This window comes from Pseudomonas sp. P4_C1 (genome assembly GCF_056402155.1).
In genome coordinates this window covers 57,422-74,972 of sequence record NZ_JBFUHY010000006.1, presented here as the reverse complement: position 1 = coordinate 74,972, position 17,551 = coordinate 57,422, and the positions used below count along the sequence as shown (strand labels likewise).

Sequence of the window (17,551 nt, the reverse complement as noted above, 5' to 3'; positions counted from 1 at the left end):
TTCACTCCCGATGGTCGTGGGTCTGGGTGATACGGCCCTGTTCCACGTGGAACAGAGCGACTGGCGTTTCCGTCTGCCAGCCTTCCCTCAATAATTCGTGATCTACACAGGTGATAAACACCTGGCAGCGTAAGTCTTCCAACAAGCGGCAAAGCGCGCGACGGTGGTGCTCGTCCAGCTCGGACGGCAAGTCATCCACCAGATAAATACACTGACCGCGTCGAGCCTGGCTGACCAAGTGCCCTTGGGCAATCCGTAATGCGCAAACCACCAACTTCTGCTGGCCACGGGACAAGATGTCCGCGGCGTTGTGCGCGCCCAGTCTGAGACGCAAATCAGCACGTTGTGGTCCGGCCTGGGTATGCCCCATTTGCTGATCCCGTTGAAGGGATCCAGCGAGTACGGCACTCAGTTCACGGTCTTTGTCCCAGCCGCGGTAATAGCTGAGCGTCAAGCCTTCAAGCTCAACCAGATCGCTCAAGGTTTGTTCAAAGACTGGTTTCAAGGCTTTGATATAAGCGCGGCGGTATTCATCAATTTCAGCGCTGGCCTGGCACAGTTCCCTGTCCCAAACCGCTTGCGAAACGGCGTCAAGTGTACCATGCCGCAGCCAAGAGTTTCTCTGGCGCAGGGCCTTCTGCAAGCGCTGCCAGGTTGACATGAAGCGCGGTTCCACGTGGAACACACCCCAGTCCAGAAACTGCCGGCGAATCTTCGGCGCACCTTCCAGCAATCGAAAGCTGTCCGGATTGATCAATTGCAGTGGCAAGATCTCGGCCAGTTGTGCGGCGCTGCGCGCGTTCTGCCCATCGATACGGATCTGAAATTCGCCTTGGCGATCCCGCGAAATGCCCAAGGCGCTTTGCCCACCCTCCGCCAGTTCAACCTGGCCAAAGACCGTGCACGCCAATTTTTCGTATTGAATGACCGGCAACAGACGGGTGCTGCGAAACGAACGGGCAAGCCCCAGCAGATGGATGGCTTCCAGAACACTGGTTTTGCCGCTGCCGTTGGCGCCGTAAAGAATATTGATGCGGGGGGAGGGGGAGAAGGTCACCGGATGCAGATTGCGCACCGCGGTGACCGAGACGCGACTTAAGGACATCTAGCTTCTGCTGAGAATGATTACAGACGCATCGGCATGACAACGTAGGCCGAGTCGTCGTTATCCGATTCCTGCACCAGCGCGCTGCTGTTGGAGTCGGACAGGATCAGACGAACCTGCTCGGTGGTCATCACGCCCAGTACGTCGAGCAGGTAGCTCACGTTGAAGCCGATTTCCAGGGAGCCACCGTTGTATTCAACGCCCACTTCTTCTTCCGCTTCTTCCTGCTCCGGGTTGTTCGCCTGGATCTTCAGCTGACCGCTGGCCAGTTGCAGACGGATACCACGGTACTTTTCGTTGGACAGAATCGCGGTCCGGCTGAACGCTTCGCGCAGCGCCTGGCGATCACCCAGCACCAGCTTGTCTCCGCCCTTAGGCAGAACACGCTCGTAGTCCGGGAATTTGCCGTCGACCAGTTTCGAGGTGAAGGTGAATTCCCCGGTGGTGGCGCGGATGTGGTGCTGACCCAGCACGATACTGACATTGCCGTCCGGCTCGGTGAGCAGGCGTGCCAGTTCAAGGATACCTTTGCGCGGCACGATGACCTGGTGACGATCCGGCTGGCCGATATCGGCCTGCATCGAGCACATGGCCAGACGATGACCGTCGGTGGCTACGGCGCGGATTACGCCAGCGGACACTTCCAGCAACATGCCGTTGAGGTAGTAACGCACGTCCTGCTGGGCCATGGCGAAGCTGGTGCGTTCGATCAGACGACGCAGTTTGCTTTGCTCCAGGCTGCAGGTCAGCGAACCCGGGCCTTCTTCCACAGTAGGGAAGTCATTGGCTGGCAGTGTCGACAGGGTGAAGCGGCTACGGCCGGCTTTGACCACAAGCTTCTGCTCATCGACCTTGATGTCGATCAGCGCATCGTTCGGCAGGCTTTTGCAGATGTCCATCAGCTTGCGCGCCGGCACGGTGATGGAACCCGGATCCGCCGGCTCTTCGAGTTGAACACGACCGACCAGCTCGACTTCCAGGTCGGTACCGGTCAGCGACAGTTGCTGGCCTTCGACAACCAGCAGCACGTTGGAAAGCACCGGCAAGGTCTGTCGGCGTTCGACGACGCCTGCGACCAGTTGCAGGGGTTTCAACAGGGCTTCGCGTTGAATGGTGAAATGCATGGTCTAGTCCCTTGCCTTAATAAGCTGCGCTGGTATTCATCAAGTGGTCAGCGTACGCAGCAGGTTCTTGTAGTCCTCGCGGATGTCCGCGTCGGATTCCTTAAGTTCGTTGATCTTGCGGCACGCGTGCAAGACCGTTGTATGGTCGCGACCGCCAAACACATCGCCGATTTCCGGCAGGCTGTGGTTGGTCAGTTCCTTGGACAACGCCATGGCGACCTGACGCGGACGAGCGACCGAACGCGAACGGCGTTTGGACAGCAAATCTGAGATCTTGATCTTGTAGTACTCGGCGACAGTGCGCTGAATGTTATCCACAGAGACCAGTTTATCCTGCAACGCCAACAAGTCCTTAAGGGATTCGCGAATCAGCTCGATGGTGATATCGCGACCCATGAAGTGCGAGTGGGCGATCACGCGTTTGAGCGCGCCTTCCAGCTCACGGACGTTTGAGCGAATACGTTGGGCAATGAAGAACGCGGCGTCGTGAGGCAGCTCGACTTTGGCCTGATCGGCCTTCTTCATCAGGATCGCCACGCGGGTTTCCAGTTCCGGCGGCTCGACCGCTACGGTCAGGCCCCAGCCGAAGCGGGATTTGAGCCGTTCTTCAAGGCCTTCGATTTCTTTCGGGTAGCGGTCACTGGTGAGAATGACCTGCTGGCCACCTTCGAGCAGGGCGTTGAAGGTGTGGAAAAACTCTTCCTGGGAACGCTCCTTGCGGGCGAAGAACTGAATGTCATCGATCAGCAACGCATCCACCGAACGGTAGAAGCGCTTGAACTCGTTGATCGCGTTCAGTTGCAGGGCCTTGACCATGTCCGCCACGAAACGCTCGGAATGCAGGTATACGACCTTGGCATTCGGGTTCTTCTTTAATAGATGGTTACCCACAGCGTGCATCAAGTGGGTTTTACCCAGGCCGACGCCACCATAAAGGAAGAGCGGGTTGTAACCGTGCTTGGGGTTGTCTGCCACCTGCCATGCGGCGGCGCGCGCCAACTGGTTGGATTTACCTTCAACGAAGTTCTCAAAGGTAAAGGTGCGGTTCAGGTAACTGGTGTGCTTGAGCGCACCTTCAACCTGCACGGTACGTTGCTCGGCGCGCACAGGTGCCTGTTGCGAACTGGCGCCGGCCATCGGGTCGAAGCTGTCACGGGAAGGTTCTTCCTCGGTGACCTCAGCCACTTTTTGCGGCGCACGCTTGGTCGACGCGGCGGCAGGTGCTGGCGGTGGACTGGCGGGCGCTTGAGCAGCCTGGGCCTGGGAAGCCGCGGCAGCCAGGGGAGCATTGGGTGCGGCACGGGGTGCCGAACTGCGTTTGCTGCCTATTAATAAGGAAAGCGCAGGCGCCATGCCATTGCCGTGCTCATCGAGCAATTCGAGAACACGCCCCAAGTACTTTTCATTGACCCAGTCCAGAACAAAACGATTGGGTGCATAGACACGCAACTCGTCGCCTTCAGCTTCGACCTGTAGTGGACGGATCCAAGTGTTGAATTGTTGGGCAGGCAGCTCATCGCGCAAAAGCTCCACGCACTGCTGCCAAAGTTCCACTGACACGGATATCCCCTAAGTTGAAAGCCGGTGAGGCAAAAACAAGCGGCCATTGTAGCGACCAGACGCCGACTTATCCACACGAAGGTGGTTCATCGACCAAGAAGAATCGCCGTTTCATACGCAAAAAAGACGACCAGTGGTCTGTGCATAAGCTCTGTGGATAACCGGGGTTAAGGTCATTGCACAAGTGGGGGCGAAACTCGGTGGATAACCGGCCTGTGGATAAACCCAGCTTCCACACACAGGTTATCCGACAGCGCAGCACAGGCTGAACACTGTTTTCCACTGTAGTTGTCATTCTCTGTACAGCAGACAAAACAAGGGCTGAATCGACTTATCCACAGAAGACTGCGGGCCTAGCTTTTATAAGCTTTACAGAAAAGCTTTAAATACTTTCCTTTCTTATTTTTATATTTGCCGACGGTTCGTTCAGCGGAAAACGTCCGGAGATCTATTTATAAGGAAACGCTGGTTGGAAATTGACCTGAAGGCTTGCTTTCTCTAGAATCCCCGGTCTCTTAAAACGGGGGCCATTCCGGCCCGTTGTGGACGAACCAGGTAACACGACAATGAAACGTACTTTCCAACCAAGCACTATCAAACGCGCTCGTACCCACGGTTTCCGTGCTCGCATGGCTACCAAGAACGGTCGTGCCGTCCTGTCGCGTCGTCGCGCCAAAGGTCGTGCGCGTCTGGCAGTTTGATAATCCGGCACTGGAGGTGAGTCAGGACTTCAGTCGGGAAAAGCGTCTGCTTACCCCCCGGCAATTCAAGGCGGTCTTTGACTCCCCTACCGGCAAGGTTCCGGGGAAAAATCTCCTGCTCCTTGCGCGCAACAACGATCTTGATCACCCCCGTCTCGGGTTGGTTATCGGGAAAAAGAGCGTAAAGCTCTCCGTCGAGCGCAATCGCCTCAAACGTCTGATGCGCGAGTCGTTTCGCCTGAACCAGGATTCTCTGGTCGGCTGGGACATCGTTATCGTCGCGCGCAAAGGTTTGGGTGATGTAGAAAACCCCGAATTGATTCAGCATTTCGGCAAACTCTGGAAGCGTCTGGCTCGCAGTTCGCCGGTACCAGCAGTCAAAACCGAAACTGTAGGGGTAGACAGTCCAGATGCGTAAACTGGCACTCGTTCCGATCCAGTTTTATCGCTATGCCATTAGTCCCCTGATGGCCAGTCACTGTCGTTTCTACCCCAGTTGTTCCTGCTACGCGTTAGAAGCCATCGAAAATCATGGCCTTCTTCGCGGTGGCTGGCTGACCTTTCGTCGTTTAGGTCGCTGTCATCCGTGGAATCCCGGTGGTTATGACCCGGTTCCACCTATCCCTACCTCCCGTTCTTCTTCGATGGCCGAGTAATCATGGATATCAAACGCACGATCCTGATCGTCGCCCTGGCAATCGTGTCCTACGTTATGGTTCTTAAATGGAACCAGGACTATGGCCAGGCTGCCCTGCCGACTCAGAATGTTGCCACCAATACGACTGCATCGGGCCTGCCGGATACGGCATCTGGCTCCAACGCTTCCGCCAGTGACGACATTCCACGTGCTGCAAGCGACACCAGCGCACCTGCCGAAACTCCGGTGGCTGTGAGCAAGGACCTCATCCAGATCAAAACGGATGTACTGGACCTGGCTGTCGACCCACAAGGTGGCGATGTTGCCCAGCTGACCCTGCCGCTGTATCCGCGTCGTCAGGATCACCCGGAAATTCCGTTCCAGCTGTTCGATAATGGCGGCGAACGTACTTATCTGGCGCAAAGCGGTCTGATCGGAAGCAACGGTCCGGATGCAAATCCGGCCGGTCGTCCGGTTTATTCCTCGGAGAAGAAGGTTTATCAACTGGCTGACRGTCAGGACCAATTGGTCGTAGACCTGAAGTTCAGCAAGGACGGCGTCAACTACATCAAGCGTTTCACCCTGAAACGCGGCCTGTACGACGTAACCGTTTCCTACCTGATCGACAACCAGAGCGCCCAGCCCTGGACCGGTGCGATGTTCGCCCAGTTGAAGCGCGACGCCAGCGCCGATCCTTCGTCGACCACGGCTACCGGCACCGCGACTTACCTGGGCGCCGCCCTGTGGACAAGTTCGGAGCCGTACAAGAAAGTGTCCATGAAGGACATGGACAAGGCGCCGTTGAAAGAAACCGTCACTGGCGGTTGGGTTGCCTGGTTGCAGCACTACTTCGTGACCGCATGGATTCCGGCCAAGGGCGAAAACAACGTCGTCCAGACCCGTAAAGACAGCAAAGGCAACTACATCATTGGCTACACCGGCCCATCGATGAGTGTTGCACCGGGTGCCAAGGCTGAGACCAGCGCTGTTCTGTACGCAGGTCCGAAAAGCCAGGCTGTGCTGAAAGAGTTGTCCCCAGGTCTGGAACTGACCGTCGACTACGGCATTCTGTGGTTCATCGCCCAACCGATCTTCTGGTTGCTGCAACACATCCACGCCATTGTGGGTAACTGGGGCTGGTCGATCATCTTCCTGACCATGCTGATCAAAGGGATTTTCTTCCCACTGTCGGCTGCCAGCTACAAATCCATGGCGCGCATGCGTGCAGTGGCACCGAAACTGGCAGCGCTGAAAGAGCAACATGGCGATGACCGGCAGAAAATGTCGCAAGCCATGATGGAGCTGTACAAGAAAGAGAAGATCAATCCGCTGGGTGGTTGCTTGCCAATCCTCGTGCAGATGCCGGTTTTCCTCTCGCTGTACTGGGTTCTGCTGGAAAGCGTCGAGATGCGTCAGGCGCCGTTCATGCTGTGGATTACTGACCTGTCGATCAAGGATCCGTTCTTCATTCTGCCGATCATCATGGGTGCAACCATGTTCATCCAGCAGCAGCTGAACCCGACTCCACCGGATCCGATGCAGGCCAAGGTGATGAAGCTGATGCCAATCATCTTCACCTTCTTCTTCCTGTGGTTCCCGGCGGGTCTGGTGCTGTACTGGGTAGTGAACAACTGCCTGTCGATCGCCCAACAGTGGTACATCACTCGTAAGATCGAAGCGGCTACCAAAGCAGCTGCCTGATTTACACTGTGGATAACCACTCAAAACGCCCCCTAGTGGGGCGTTTTGCTATCTGTCACTTTTGTCTGGATACCGGTTTATGAGCGCTCCTCGTGAAACCATCGCCGCCGTCGCCACCGCTCAAGGTCGCGGCGGTGTAGGCATCGTCCGTATTTCCGGGCCGTTGGCCAGCGTTGCGGCCAAGGCTTTCAGCGGTCGCGAACTCAAGCCGCGATTTGCTCACTACGGTCCGTTTTTAAGTGAAAACGATGAAGTACTGGACCAAGGCATCGCCCTGTATTTCCCGGGCCCGAACTCTTTCACTGGCGAAGATGTGCTGGAGTTGCAAGGCCACGGCGGCCCGATCGTTCTGGATATGCTGCTCAAGCGCTGCCTGGAACTGGGTTGCCGGCTCGCCCGACCGGGGGAATTCAGTGAGCGCGCCTTCCTCAACGACAAACTTGATCTGGCTMAGGCCGAAGCCATTGCCGACCTGATTGAAGCCAGTTCTGCCCAGGCTGCGAGAAACGCGTTGCGCTCCCTGCAGGGGGCTTTCTCGTCACGTGTGCACAACCTCACCGAGCAATTGATCGGCCTGCGCATCTATGTCGAAGCGGCCATCGATTTCCCGGAAGAGGAAATCGACTTCCTCGCCGATGGCCACGTACTGAGCATGCTCGACAAAGTGCGCGACGAGTTATCCACCGTCATGCGCGAAGCCGGGCAGGGCGCCTTGCTGCGTGACGGCATGACCGTGGTGATTGCCGGTCGTCCGAATGCCGGTAAATCCAGCCTGCTCAATGCCCTGGCCGGGCGTGAAGCGGCGATCGTGACCGAAATTGCCGGCACCACCCGGGACGTGCTTCGTGAACATATCCACATTGATGGCATGCCGTTGCACGTGGTGGATACCGCCGGTCTGCGCGATACCGATGATCATGTGGAAAAAATCGGCGTCGAGCGAGCCCTGAAAGCCATCGGCGAAGCAGATCGAGTATTGCTGGTGGTCGATGCTTCGGCACCGGAAGCCCTCGATCCGTTCGCGCTGTGGCCGGAATTTCTCGAAATCCGTCCCGATCCCGCGAAAGTCACCCTGATCCGCAACAAGGCCGACCTTACGGGCGAAGCCATTGCCCTGGAGGTCAGCGACGACGGTCACGTCACCATCAGCCTTAGCGCCAAGTCTGGTGGTGTCGGCCTGGAGCTACTGCGTGATCACCTCAAGGCCTGCATGGGTTATGAACAGACGTCCGAAAGCAGTTTCAGTGCTCGCCGGCGCCACCTGGAGGCGCTACGTCATGCCAGTGCTGCTCTCGAGCATGGTCGTGCCCAATTGACCCTGGCCGGTGCTGGCGAGTTGTTGGCCGAGGATTTGCGCCAGGCTCAGCAGTCGCTGGGTGAAATCACCGGTGCTTTCAGCTCTGACGACCTGCTGGGGCGAATTTTCTCCAGCTTCTGTATCGGTAAGTAGCCCTCCTGTTATTCACAGACAGGCCATTCGTGCCTGTCTGCTCTCTCCTTTTCTGAAAAAACCTCCAGTGCCGAGCGGACTTCGTCTGCTTGGGCGCAATTCCTGTACCCGGATTTCGGGCAAACGGCGCTTTTCTGTGGATTAAGCCCTGTGAATAACCGCGGCTAAGGTCAGTTGATAACAGGGCCTGAAAACTGAACATAACCACCTCTGTGGATAACCACCCGTTTCATCCACAGGCTTACACCGGTTATCCAAGGGCCTCATTGGCACATGGACACAGGGTTTTGAATCTCTGTACACATTGAAAACAAAGGGCTGTATAGATCTATCCACAGAAAGGCATGTGCATAGAAATAAACATAAAAACAAAGATTTAATAAATTTCTTTCTTTTTAATTTCTATAACCCCGAGTTTTCCACAGCTGGTTAAATTTTGTGCAAAGGGTTCTTTAGGAAGGGCGAAGTCCCTATACTTGTCGACCAGGTCCAAAAACCTGAGCTCAAACTATTCCTGAATTACCTACTTAAGCAGGCACGAGGTGCGTGGTGGATTTCCCTTCCCGTTTTGAAGTGATCGTCATCGGCGGCGGTCATGCCGGTACCGAGGCAGCACTGGCCTCAGCACGTATGGGGGTTAAAACCCTGTTGCTGACGCATAACGTGGAAACCCTCGGTGCCATGAGTTGCAACCCGGCCATTGGCGGGATCGGCAAAAGCCATCTGGTCAAGGAAATCGATGCCCTCGGTGGCGCGATGGCCATGGCTACCGATAAAGGCGGTATCCAGTTTCGCGTGTTGAACAGCCGCAAAGGCCCGGCCGTACGTGCAACCCGCGCACAGGCAGACCGGGTTCTGTACAAGGCCGCTGTTCGCGAAATCCTGGAAAACCAGCCGAACCTGTGGATATTTCAACAGGCCGCTGACGATCTGATCGTCGAGCAGGAACAAGTCCGTGGTGTTGTCACCCAAATGGGCCTGCGTTTCTTCGCCGATTCGGTGGTGTTGACCACCGGTACGTTCCTCGGTGGACTTATCCACATCGGTTTGCAGAATTTTTCCGGCGGTCGCGCCGGTGATCCGCCGTCGATTGCGCTGGCTCACCGTCTGCGTGAACTGCCATTGCGTGTGGGTCGTTTGAAAACCGGTACTCCGCCGCGTATCGACGGCCGGTCTGTGGATTTCTCGGTGATGGCCGAACAACCGGGCGATACGCCGATCCCGGTGATGTCGTTCATGGGCAACAAAGAACAGCATCCACGGCAGGTCAGTTGCTGGATTACCCACACGAATGCGCGCACCCACGAAATCATTGCCGCGAACCTCGACCGTTCGCCGATGTATTCCGCTGCCGGTGAGATCGAAGGGATCGGTCCGCGTTATTGCCCGTCGATCGAAGACAAGATCCATCGCTTTGCCGACAAGGAAAGCCACCAGGTCTTCATCGAACCGGAAGGCCTGACGACAAACGAGCTGTATCCGAACGGGATATCCACAAGCTTGCCGTTCGACGTGCAACTGCAGATCGTGCAATCGATCCGCGGCATGGAAAACGCGCACATCGTGCGTCCGGGCTACGCCATCGAGTACGACTACTTCGACCCGCGCGACCTGAAGTACAGCCTGGAAACCAAAGTCATCGGCGGCCTGTTCTTTGCCGGGCAAATCAACGGCACCACCGGTTACGAAGAAGCCGGCGCCCAGGGTTTGCTGGCCGGGACCAACGCAGCACTGCGTGCACAAGGCAAAGATGCCTGGTGCCCGCGTCGCGACGAGGCCTACATCGGCGTGTTGGTCGACGACCTGATTACCCTTGGTACTCAAGAGCCATACCGGATGTTCACGTCCCGTGCCGAGTACCGCTTGATCCTTCGTGAAGACAACGCCGACCTGCGCTTGACCGAAAAAGGTCGCGAACTGGGCCTGGTGGATGACGAGCGTTGGGCAGCTTTCTGCAAAAAGCGCGAAAGCATCGAACTGGAAGAGCAACGCTTGAAAAGTACCTGGGTTCGCCCAGGCACCGAGCAGGGCGATGCGATTTCCGAGAAGTTCGGTACGCCGCTGACCCACGAATACAATTTGCTCAACCTGCTGAGCCGTCCGGAAATCGACTACGCTGGTCTGATCGCCGTGACTGGTGGGGGCGCAGAAGATCCACAGGTTGCCGAGCAGGTCGAAATCAAGACCAAGTACGCCGGCTACATCGATCGTCAACAGGATGAAATCGCCCGCTTGCGCGCCAGCGAAGACACCAAACTGCCTGTGGATATCGATTACACGAACATTTCCGGTCTCTCCAAAGAGATCCAGAGCAAGCTCGGTGCGACCCGTCCAGAGACTTTGGGCCAGGCCTCGCGTATCCCGGGCGTAACGCCAGCGGCCATTTCGCTGTTGATGATTCATTTGAAAAAACGCGGCGCGGGCCGTCAGTTGGAGCAAAGCGCTTGAGTTCGTTGGTCACTTCGCAACACGCAGAAGAGTTATCCACAGGTGCCCGCCAGCTTGGCGTCACACTGACAGAAACCCAGCACGCGCAACTGCTGGGTTACCTGGCCCTGTTGATCAAATGGAACAAGGCTTACAACCTCACCGCCGTGCGTGATCCGGACGAAATGGTCTCCCGTCACCTGCTCGACAGTCTGAGCGTGATGTCATTCATCGAAAACGGACGCTGGCTCGACGTCGGCAGTGGCGGCGGCATGCCTGGCATTCCGCTGGCGATCCTGTTTCCCGAGTCCCAGGTGACCTGCCTGGACAGCAATGGCAAGAAAACCCGCTTCCTGACCCAGGTCAAACTCGAACTCAAACTGGATAACCTGCAAGTTATCCACAGTCGCGTCGAAGCCTTCCAGCCTGCCCAGCCGTTCAACGGGATCATTTCCCGGGCGTTCAGCAGCATGGAGAACTTCAGCAACTGGACTCGCCACCTCGGCGATAACGAAACACGCTGGCTGGCAATGAAGGGCGTTCATCCGGCCGATGAGCTGGTAGCATTGCCGGCAGACTTCCACCTCGATAGCGAACACGCCCTGGCCGTACCTGGTTGCCAAGGCCAACGCCATCTGCTGATACTGCGCCGCACGGCATGATTGGGAACACAAGCAAGAATGGCTAAGGTATTCGCGATTGCGAACCAAAAGGGTGGCGTGGGCAAAACCACCACCTGCATCAACCTCGCAGCATCCCTGGTCGCGACCAAGCGTCGGGTGCTGTTGATCGACCTTGATCCACAGGGCAACGCCACCATGGGTAGCGGTGTGGATAAACATGGCCTGGAAAACTCGGTCTACGATCTGCTGATCGGCGAATGTGATCTGGCCCAGGCCATGCACTTCTCCGAACACGGTGGTTACCAGTTGTTGCCGGCTAACCGCGACCTCACCGCGGCCGAAGTGGTGCTGCTGGAAATGCAGATGAAGGAAAGCCGTCTGCGCAGTGCGCTGGCGCCGATCCGGGAAAACTACGATTACATCCTGATCGACTGCCCGCCGTCGCTGTCGATGCTGACCCTGAACGCACTGGTTGCCGCCGACGGGGTCATTATCCCCATGCAGTGCGAGTACTTCGCACTCGAAGGCTTGAGCGACCTTGTGGATAACATCAAGCGTATCGCTGAACTGCTGAACCCGAACCTCAAGGTCGAAGGCCTGCTGCGGACGATGTACGACCCGCGCCTGAGCCTGATGAACGATGTCTCGGCGCAGCTCAAGGAACACTTCGGCGAACAGCTCTACGACACCGTCATTCCGCGCAACATCCGTCTGGCCGAAGCACCAAGCTACGGCATGCCGGCGCTGGCGTACGACAAAGCATCGCGAGGCGCCGTTGCCTACTTGGCATTGGCGGGCGAAATGGTTCGTCGTCAACGCAAAAACTCACGCATCGCCGCTGCTCAGGCAACTTAAGGAATCCCCATGGCCGTCAAGAAACGAGGTCTCGGACGTGGACTGGATGCTCTGTTGAGTGGTCCGACTGTCAACTCGCTGGAGGAACAAGCGGCGCAAGCCGATCAGCGAGAGCTGCAGCACCTTCCCCTGGATCTGCTCCAGCGCGGCAAGTACCAGCCGCGTCGTGACATGGATCCGCAGGCGCTCGAAGAGCTGGCACAGTCGATCAAGGCCCAGGGCGTCATGCAGCCCATCGTGGTTCGCCCGATCGGCAGCGGCCGCTTTGAAATCATTGCCGGCGAACGTCGCTGGCGCGCCAGCCAGCAAGCCGGCCAGGAAACCATCCCGGCGATGGTTCGCGATGTACCCGATGAAACCGCGATCGCCATCGCGCTGATCGAGAACATCCAGCGCGAAGACCTGAACCCGATTGAAGAAGCGGTGGCCCTGCAGCGTTTGCAGCAGGAGTTCCAGCTGACCCAGCAACAGGTGGCCGAGGCGGTGGGTAAGTCCCGGGTGACCGTGGCTAACCTGCTGCGCCTGATTTCCTTGCCGGAAGTCATCAAGACCATGTTGTCCCACGGCGACCTGGAAATGGGTCATGCCCGTGCTTTGCTCGGTTTGCCGGAAATTCAACAGGTTGAAGGGGCGCGACATGTTGTCGCACGCGGACTGACCGTGCGCCAGACCGAGGCACTGGTTCGCCAGTGGTTGAGTGGCAAACCGGAGCCTGTTGAACCGGCAAAACCGGACCCGGATATCGCCCGCCTCGAGCAGCGCCTGGCCGAGCGCCTAGGCTCTGCGGTGCAGATTCGCCACGGTAAGAAGGGTAAAGGGCAGTTGGTGATTGGTTACAACTCTCTGGATGAGCTTCAAGGCGTACTTGCACATATCCGCTGAAACATTTCCTCATGTAGCGCGCAGTCGGAAATCACTACCTGACAGTTGAATAGGGGCAGAACCGCCCCTATACTCTGCGCGCATTTTGTCGGCACAAATTATGCCAAGTTAGTGAGTTTCGGCAGCCGACCATTGGGGAGTAAAAGTGATGGAAACCCGCACGCCAAACCGCCTGCCCTTCCATCGTCTGGCAGTTTTTCCGGTGTTAATGGCTCAATTTGTCGTTCTGCTCATTGCCGCTTTGGCGCTCTGGCAACGGTATGGAGTCGTTGCCGGGTACTCGGGGCTCTGCGGAGGCCTGATAGCCTTGCTTCCCAATGTTTATTTCGCTCACAGGGCATTTCGGTTTACCGGCGCCCGGGCAGCTCAAGCCATCGTCCGGTCATTTTATGCCGGCGAGGCGGGCAAACTGATTTTGACGGCGGTGCTTTTTGCATTGACGTTCGCAGGTGTGAAGCCATTGGCGCCGCTAGCTGTATTCGGCGTCTTCGTGCTGACCCAACTGGTCAGCTGGTTCGCTCCCCTGCTGATGAGAACAAGACTTTCGAGACCTTAGGGCGTTTGAGGCAACCATGGCAGAAACAACCGCTTCGGGCTATATCCAGCACCACTTGCAGAACCTGACCTTCGGTCAGCTCCCTACCGGCGGCTGGGGCTTTGCCCACACCGCAGCAGAAGCCAAGGAAATGGGCTTCTGGGCTTTCCACGTCGATACTCTCGGCTGGTCGGTCGCATTGGGTCTGATCTTCGTTCTTCTTTTCCGCATGGCGGCAAAGAAGGCGACTACCGGTGTTCCTGGTGCTTTGCAGAACTTCGTTGAAGTATTGGTCGAATTCGTCGATGGCAGCGTGAAAGACAGCTTCCATGGCCGTAGCCCGGTGATTGCACCGTTGGCACTGACCATCTTCGTCTGGGTGTTCCTGATGAACGCCGTCGACCTGGTACCGGTCGACTGGATTCCTCAGCTGGCCATCCTGATCTCCGGCGACCACCACATCCCGTTCCGCGCCGTGTCGACCACCGACCCGAACGCGACTCTGGCCATGGCCTTCACGGTGTTCGCGCTGATCATTTTCTACAGCATCAAGATCAAGGGCCTCGGCGGCTTCATCGGCGAGCTGACCCTGCACCCGTTCGGCAGCAAGAACATCTTCCTTCAGGCCCTGCTGATCCCGGTGAACTTCCTGCTGGAATTCGTGACCCTGATCGCCAAGCCGATCTCCCTGGCTCTGCGTCTGTTCGGCAACATGTACGCCGGCGAGCTGGTCTTCATTCTGATTGCTGTGATGTTCGGCAGCGGTCTGCTCTGGCTCAGCGGCCTGGGCGTCGTTCTGCAGTGGGCGTGGGCTGTGTTCCACATCCTGATCATCACCCTGCAGGCGTTCATCTTCATGATGCTGACCATCGTCTACCTGTCGATGGCACACGAAGAAAACCATTAAGACCAGTCTCGACTAGTCTGATGTCCCTCCCCGTTAAACGGGAGGGGGCTCTTAACGGGGCCTCTGAAACGATTTGTTTTACCGCTTTAAATTAAAAAAACCTAAACCATACGACGTAAAAGTCGGGAGGAAAGATGGAAACTGTAGTTGGTCTAACCGCTATCGCTGTTGCACTGTTGATCGGCCTGGGCGCACTGGGTACCGCAATTGGTTTCGGCCTGCTGGGCGGCAAGTTCCTGGAAGGCGCAGCGCGTCAGCCAGAAATGGTTCCAATGCTGCAAGTTAAAATGTTCATCGTTGCCGGTCTGCTCGACGCCGTAACCATGATCGGTGTTGGTATCGCTCTGTTCTTCACCTTTGCGAACCCGTTCGTTGGTCAAATCGCTGGCTGATTACTCGGATCTTCCGGGTAATTTGGTGTGATGGACAACGTAACTGCGAGGTGTTGGCGTGAACATTAATGCGACCCTGATTGGCCAGTCCGTTGCGTTCCTGATTTTTGTACTGTTCTGCATGAAGTTCGTATGGCCTCCGGTCATTGCGGCACTGCACGAACGTCAAAAGAAGATCGCTGATGGTCTGGACGCTGCCAGCCGTGCAGCTCGCGACCTGGAGTTGGCCCAAGAGAAAGCGGGTCAGCAACTGCGCGAAGCGAAAGCTCAGGCAGCTGAAATCATCGAGCAAGCCAAGAAACGCGGTAATCAGATTGTCGAAGAGGCTGTTGAAAAAGCCCGTGTCGACGCTGACCGTGTGAAGGTTCAGGCTCAGGCCGAGATCGAACAGGAACTGAACAGCGTCAAAGACATGCTGCGTGCCCAAGTGGGCTTGCTGGCAGTCGAAGGCGCCGAGAAGATCCTGGGTGCCACAATCGATCAAAACGCGCACGCAAAGCTGGTTAACCAACTGGCTGCTGAAATCTAAGCGAGGGCGATCATGGCAGAACTGACCACGTTGGCCCGACCTTACGCTAAGGCGGCCTTCGAGCACGCTCAGGCCCACCAGCAACTGGCCAATTGGTCAGCCATGCTCGGCCTGGCTGCGGCGGTGTCGCAAGACGACACCCTGCAGCGCGTGCTCAAGGCCCCGCGACTGACGAGCGCAGAAAAGGCCACCACGTTCATTGACGTGTGTGGCGACAAGTTTGATGCCAAGGCACAGAACTTCATCAATGTCGTTGCCGAAAACGACCGTCTCCTGCTATTGCCGGAGATCGCCGCTCTTTTCGACCTGTACAAGGCCGAGCAAGAGAAGTCGGTAGACGTTGAAGTGACCAGTGCTTTTGCATTGAACCAAGAACAGCAAGACAAACTCGCCAAGGTTCTCAGTGCACGACTCAACCGGGAAGTGCGCCTGCAAGTTGCGGAGGACGCTGCCCTTATTGGTGGTGTCGTCATCCGCGCCGGCGACCTGGTTATCGATGGCTCGATTCGCGGCAAAATCGCGAAACTGGCCGAAGCATTGAAATCTTGAGTTTGAAGGGGCAGCAGAGCAATGCAGCAACTCAATCCTTCCGAAATAAGTGAAATTATCAAGGGCCGCATCGACAAGCTCGATGTGACCTCCCAAGCCCGTAACGAAGGCACTGTCGTCAGCGTATCTGACGGTATCGTGCGGATTCACGGTCTGGCCGACGTTATGTACGGCGAGATGATCGAGTTTCCGGGCGGCGTCTTCGGCATGGCCCTCAACCTGGAGCAAGACTCCGTAGGTGCCGTTGTATTGGGCGCTTACCAGTCTCTGGCTGAAGGCATGAGCGCCAAGTGCACCGGCCGCATCCTGGAAGTTCCAGTTGGTAAGGAACTGCTGGGTCGCGTTGTCGACGCACTGGGTAACCCTGTTGACGGCAAAGGTCCGTTGGGCAACACCGAGACCGACGCGGTCGAGAAAGTTGCTCCAGGCGTGATCTGGCGTAAGTCGGTAGACCAGCCTGTACAGACTGGCTACAAGGCTGTCGATGCCATGATCCCGGTCGGCCGTGGTCAGCGTGAGCTGATCATCGGTGACCGTCAGATCGGTAAAACCGCTCTGGCGATCGACGCGATCATCAACCAGAAGAACAGCGGCATTTTCTGCGTCTACGTAGCTATCGGTCAGAAACAATCGACCATCGCCAACGTGGTTCGCAAGCTGGAAGAAAACGGCGCCCTGGCCAACACGATCATCGTGGCTGCCAGTGCTTCGGAATCTCCTGCGCTGCAATTCCTGGCACCGTACTCCGGTTGCACCATGGGTGAATTCTTCCGCGACCGCGGTGAAGACGCGCTGATCGTTTATGACGATCTGTCCAAGCAAGCAGTGGCTTACCGCCAGATTTCCCTGCTGCTGCGCCGTCCACCAGGCCGTGAAGCTTACCCAGGCGACGTGTTCTATCTCCACTCCCGTCTGCTGGAGCGCGCATCCCGCGTTTCGGAAGAATACGTAGAGAAGTTCACCAACGGCGCAGTGACCGGCAAAACCGGTTCCCTGACCGCACTGCCGATCATCGAAACCCAGGCTGGCGACGTTTCCGCGTTCGTTCCGACCAACGTGATTTCCATCACTGACGGTCAGATCTTCCTGGAATCGGCCATGTTCAACTCGGGCATCCGCCCTGCAGTGAACGCCGGTGTTTCGGTATCCCGTGTGGGTGGTGCCGCTCAGACCAAGATCATCAAGAAGCTGTCCGGTGGTATCCGTACCGCTCTGGCTCAGTACCGTGAACTGGCGGCATTCGCCCAGTTCGCTTCTGACCTGGACGAAGCGACCCGTAAGCAACTTGAGCATGGTCAGCGCGTTACCGAGCTGATGAAGCAGAAGCAATACGCACCAATGTCGATCGCTGACATGGCGCTGTCGCTGTATGCCGCTGAGCGTGGGTTCCTGACTGACGTTGAAATCGCCAAGATCGGCAGCTTCGAACAAGCGCTGATTGCTTTCTTCAACCGCGATCACGCCGATTTGATGGCGAAGATCAACGTGAAAGGTGACTTCAATGACGAAATCGACGCTGGCATGAAAGCCGGTATCGAGAAGTTCAAGGCCACCCAAACCTGGTAAGCCGCAGC

Annotated in this window: 18 protein-coding genes; 15 read left to right on the top strand and 3 right to left on the bottom strand. The window is 57.0% G+C overall.

Features of this window, described 5'->3' with window-relative positions:
• Position 1 precedes the first annotated feature (1 nt).
• Genes recF through dnaA form a run of 3 tightly spaced genes read right to left on the bottom strand, consistent with a single transcriptional unit; the run spans position 2 to position 3,789 of the window.
• A complete protein-coding gene (gene recF / locus AC1DU9_RS06485) occupies positions 2–1,105 on the bottom strand; it encodes a DNA replication/repair protein RecF (RefSeq protein WP_477809906.1) in 1,104 nt (367 codons plus the stop codon).
• A 20-nt stretch (positions 1,106–1,125) separates the two neighbouring features.
• Positions 1,126–2,229, bottom strand: coding sequence for a DNA polymerase III subunit beta (gene dnaN, locus AC1DU9_RS06480; protein WP_007969885.1), 1,104 nt, complete (start codon positions 2,227–2,229; stop codon positions 1,126–1,128).
• A 39-nt stretch (positions 2,230–2,268) separates the two neighbouring features.
• Positions 2,269–3,789, bottom strand: coding sequence for a chromosomal replication initiator protein DnaA (dnaA, locus tag AC1DU9_RS06475; protein ID WP_223459104.1), 1,521 nt, complete (start codon positions 3,787–3,789; stop codon positions 2,269–2,271).
• A gap of 566 nt (positions 3,790–4,355) precedes the next feature.
• Between dnaA and rpmH the strand changes: the two genes are divergently transcribed.
• The 15 genes from rpmH (at position 4,356) to atpA (ending at position 17,543) form a co-directional block, all read left to right on the top strand.
• Positions 4,356–4,490 (top strand): 50S ribosomal protein L34, encoded by a 135-nt coding sequence (rpmH, locus tag AC1DU9_RS06470; RefSeq protein WP_003213577.1) that lies wholly within the window; start codon positions 4,356–4,358, stop codon positions 4,488–4,490.
• Positions 4,491–4,506: 16 nt separating this feature from the next.
• Positions 4,507–4,908, top strand: coding sequence for a ribonuclease P protein component (gene rnpA / locus AC1DU9_RS06465; protein WP_056727027.1), 402 nt, complete (start codon positions 4,507–4,509; stop codon positions 4,906–4,908).
• The gene (gene yidD, locus AC1DU9_RS06460) at positions 4,901–5,146 is read left to right on the top strand and encodes a membrane protein insertion efficiency factor YidD (protein ID WP_010207715.1); all 246 of its coding nucleotides are present in this window, start codon (positions 4,901–4,903) and stop codon (positions 5,144–5,146) included. Before rnpA ends, yidD begins: the two co-directional genes overlap by 8 nt.
• Before the next feature lie 2 nt (positions 5,147–5,148).
• Positions 5,149–6,828 carry a membrane protein insertase YidC gene (gene yidC, locus AC1DU9_RS06455; RefSeq protein WP_477809905.1) on the top strand — a complete coding sequence of 560 codons (1,680 nt, stop codon included), beginning with the start codon at positions 5,149–5,151 and terminating at the stop codon, positions 6,826–6,828.
• Between the two features lie 79 nt (positions 6,829–6,907).
• A complete protein-coding gene (gene mnmE, locus AC1DU9_RS06450) occupies positions 6,908–8,278 on the top strand; it encodes a tRNA uridine-5-carboxymethylaminomethyl(34) synthesis GTPase MnmE (protein WP_477809904.1) in 1,371 nt (456 codons plus the stop codon).
• Between the two features lie 549 nt (positions 8,279–8,827).
• Positions 8,828–10,726 (top strand): tRNA uridine-5-carboxymethylaminomethyl(34) synthesis enzyme MnmG, encoded by a 1,899-nt coding sequence (gene mnmG, locus AC1DU9_RS06445; protein ID WP_223459100.1) that lies wholly within the window; start codon positions 8,828–8,830, stop codon positions 10,724–10,726.
• Complete coding sequence (rsmG, locus tag AC1DU9_RS06440) at positions 10,723–11,367, top strand: 16S rRNA (guanine(527)-N(7))-methyltransferase RsmG (protein ID WP_477809903.1); 645 nt, start codon at positions 10,723–10,725, stop codon at positions 11,365–11,367. The genes mnmG and rsmG overlap by 4 nt, the downstream gene beginning before the upstream one ends.
• 18 nt (positions 11,368–11,385) lie before the next feature.
• Entirely contained in the window at positions 11,386–12,183 is a 798-nt protein-coding gene (locus tag AC1DU9_RS06435; protein ID WP_007969897.1) for a ParA family protein, read from the top strand.
• A 9-nt stretch (positions 12,184–12,192) separates the two neighbouring features.
• A complete protein-coding gene (locus AC1DU9_RS06430; protein WP_223459096.1) occupies positions 12,193–13,065 on the top strand; it encodes a ParB/RepB/Spo0J family partition protein in 873 nt (290 codons plus the stop codon).
• Positions 13,066–13,213: 148 nt separating this feature from the next.
• On the top strand, positions 13,214–13,621 hold the full coding sequence (locus tag AC1DU9_RS06425; RefSeq protein WP_223459271.1) for a F0F1 ATP synthase subunit I: 408 nt from the start codon (positions 13,214–13,216) through the stop codon (positions 13,619–13,621).
• Positions 13,622–13,637: 16 nt separating this feature from the next.
• Positions 13,638–14,507 (top strand): F0F1 ATP synthase subunit A, encoded by an 870-nt coding sequence (gene atpB, locus AC1DU9_RS06420; protein ID WP_223459093.1) that lies wholly within the window; start codon positions 13,638–13,640, stop codon positions 14,505–14,507.
• A 134-nt stretch (positions 14,508–14,641) separates the two neighbouring features.
• Positions 14,642–14,899 (top strand): F0F1 ATP synthase subunit C, encoded by a 258-nt coding sequence (atpE, locus tag AC1DU9_RS06415; RefSeq protein ID WP_003097235.1) that lies wholly within the window; start codon positions 14,642–14,644, stop codon positions 14,897–14,899.
• Positions 14,900–14,957: 58 nt separating this feature from the next.
• Positions 14,958–15,428 carry a F0F1 ATP synthase subunit B gene (locus AC1DU9_RS06410; protein ID WP_108218798.1) on the top strand — a complete coding sequence of 157 codons (471 nt, stop codon included), beginning with the start codon at positions 14,958–14,960 and terminating at the stop codon, positions 15,426–15,428.
• Positions 15,429–15,440: 12 nt separating this feature from the next.
• A complete protein-coding gene (locus AC1DU9_RS06405; RefSeq protein WP_108218799.1) occupies positions 15,441–15,977 on the top strand; it encodes a F0F1 ATP synthase subunit delta in 537 nt (178 codons plus the stop codon).
• Positions 15,978–15,998: 21 nt separating this feature from the next.
• Positions 15,999–17,543, top strand: coding sequence for a F0F1 ATP synthase subunit alpha (atpA, locus tag AC1DU9_RS06400; RefSeq protein WP_030132553.1), 1,545 nt, complete (start codon positions 15,999–16,001; stop codon positions 17,541–17,543).
• The last annotated feature ends 8 nt before the right edge of the window (positions 17,544–17,551 follow it).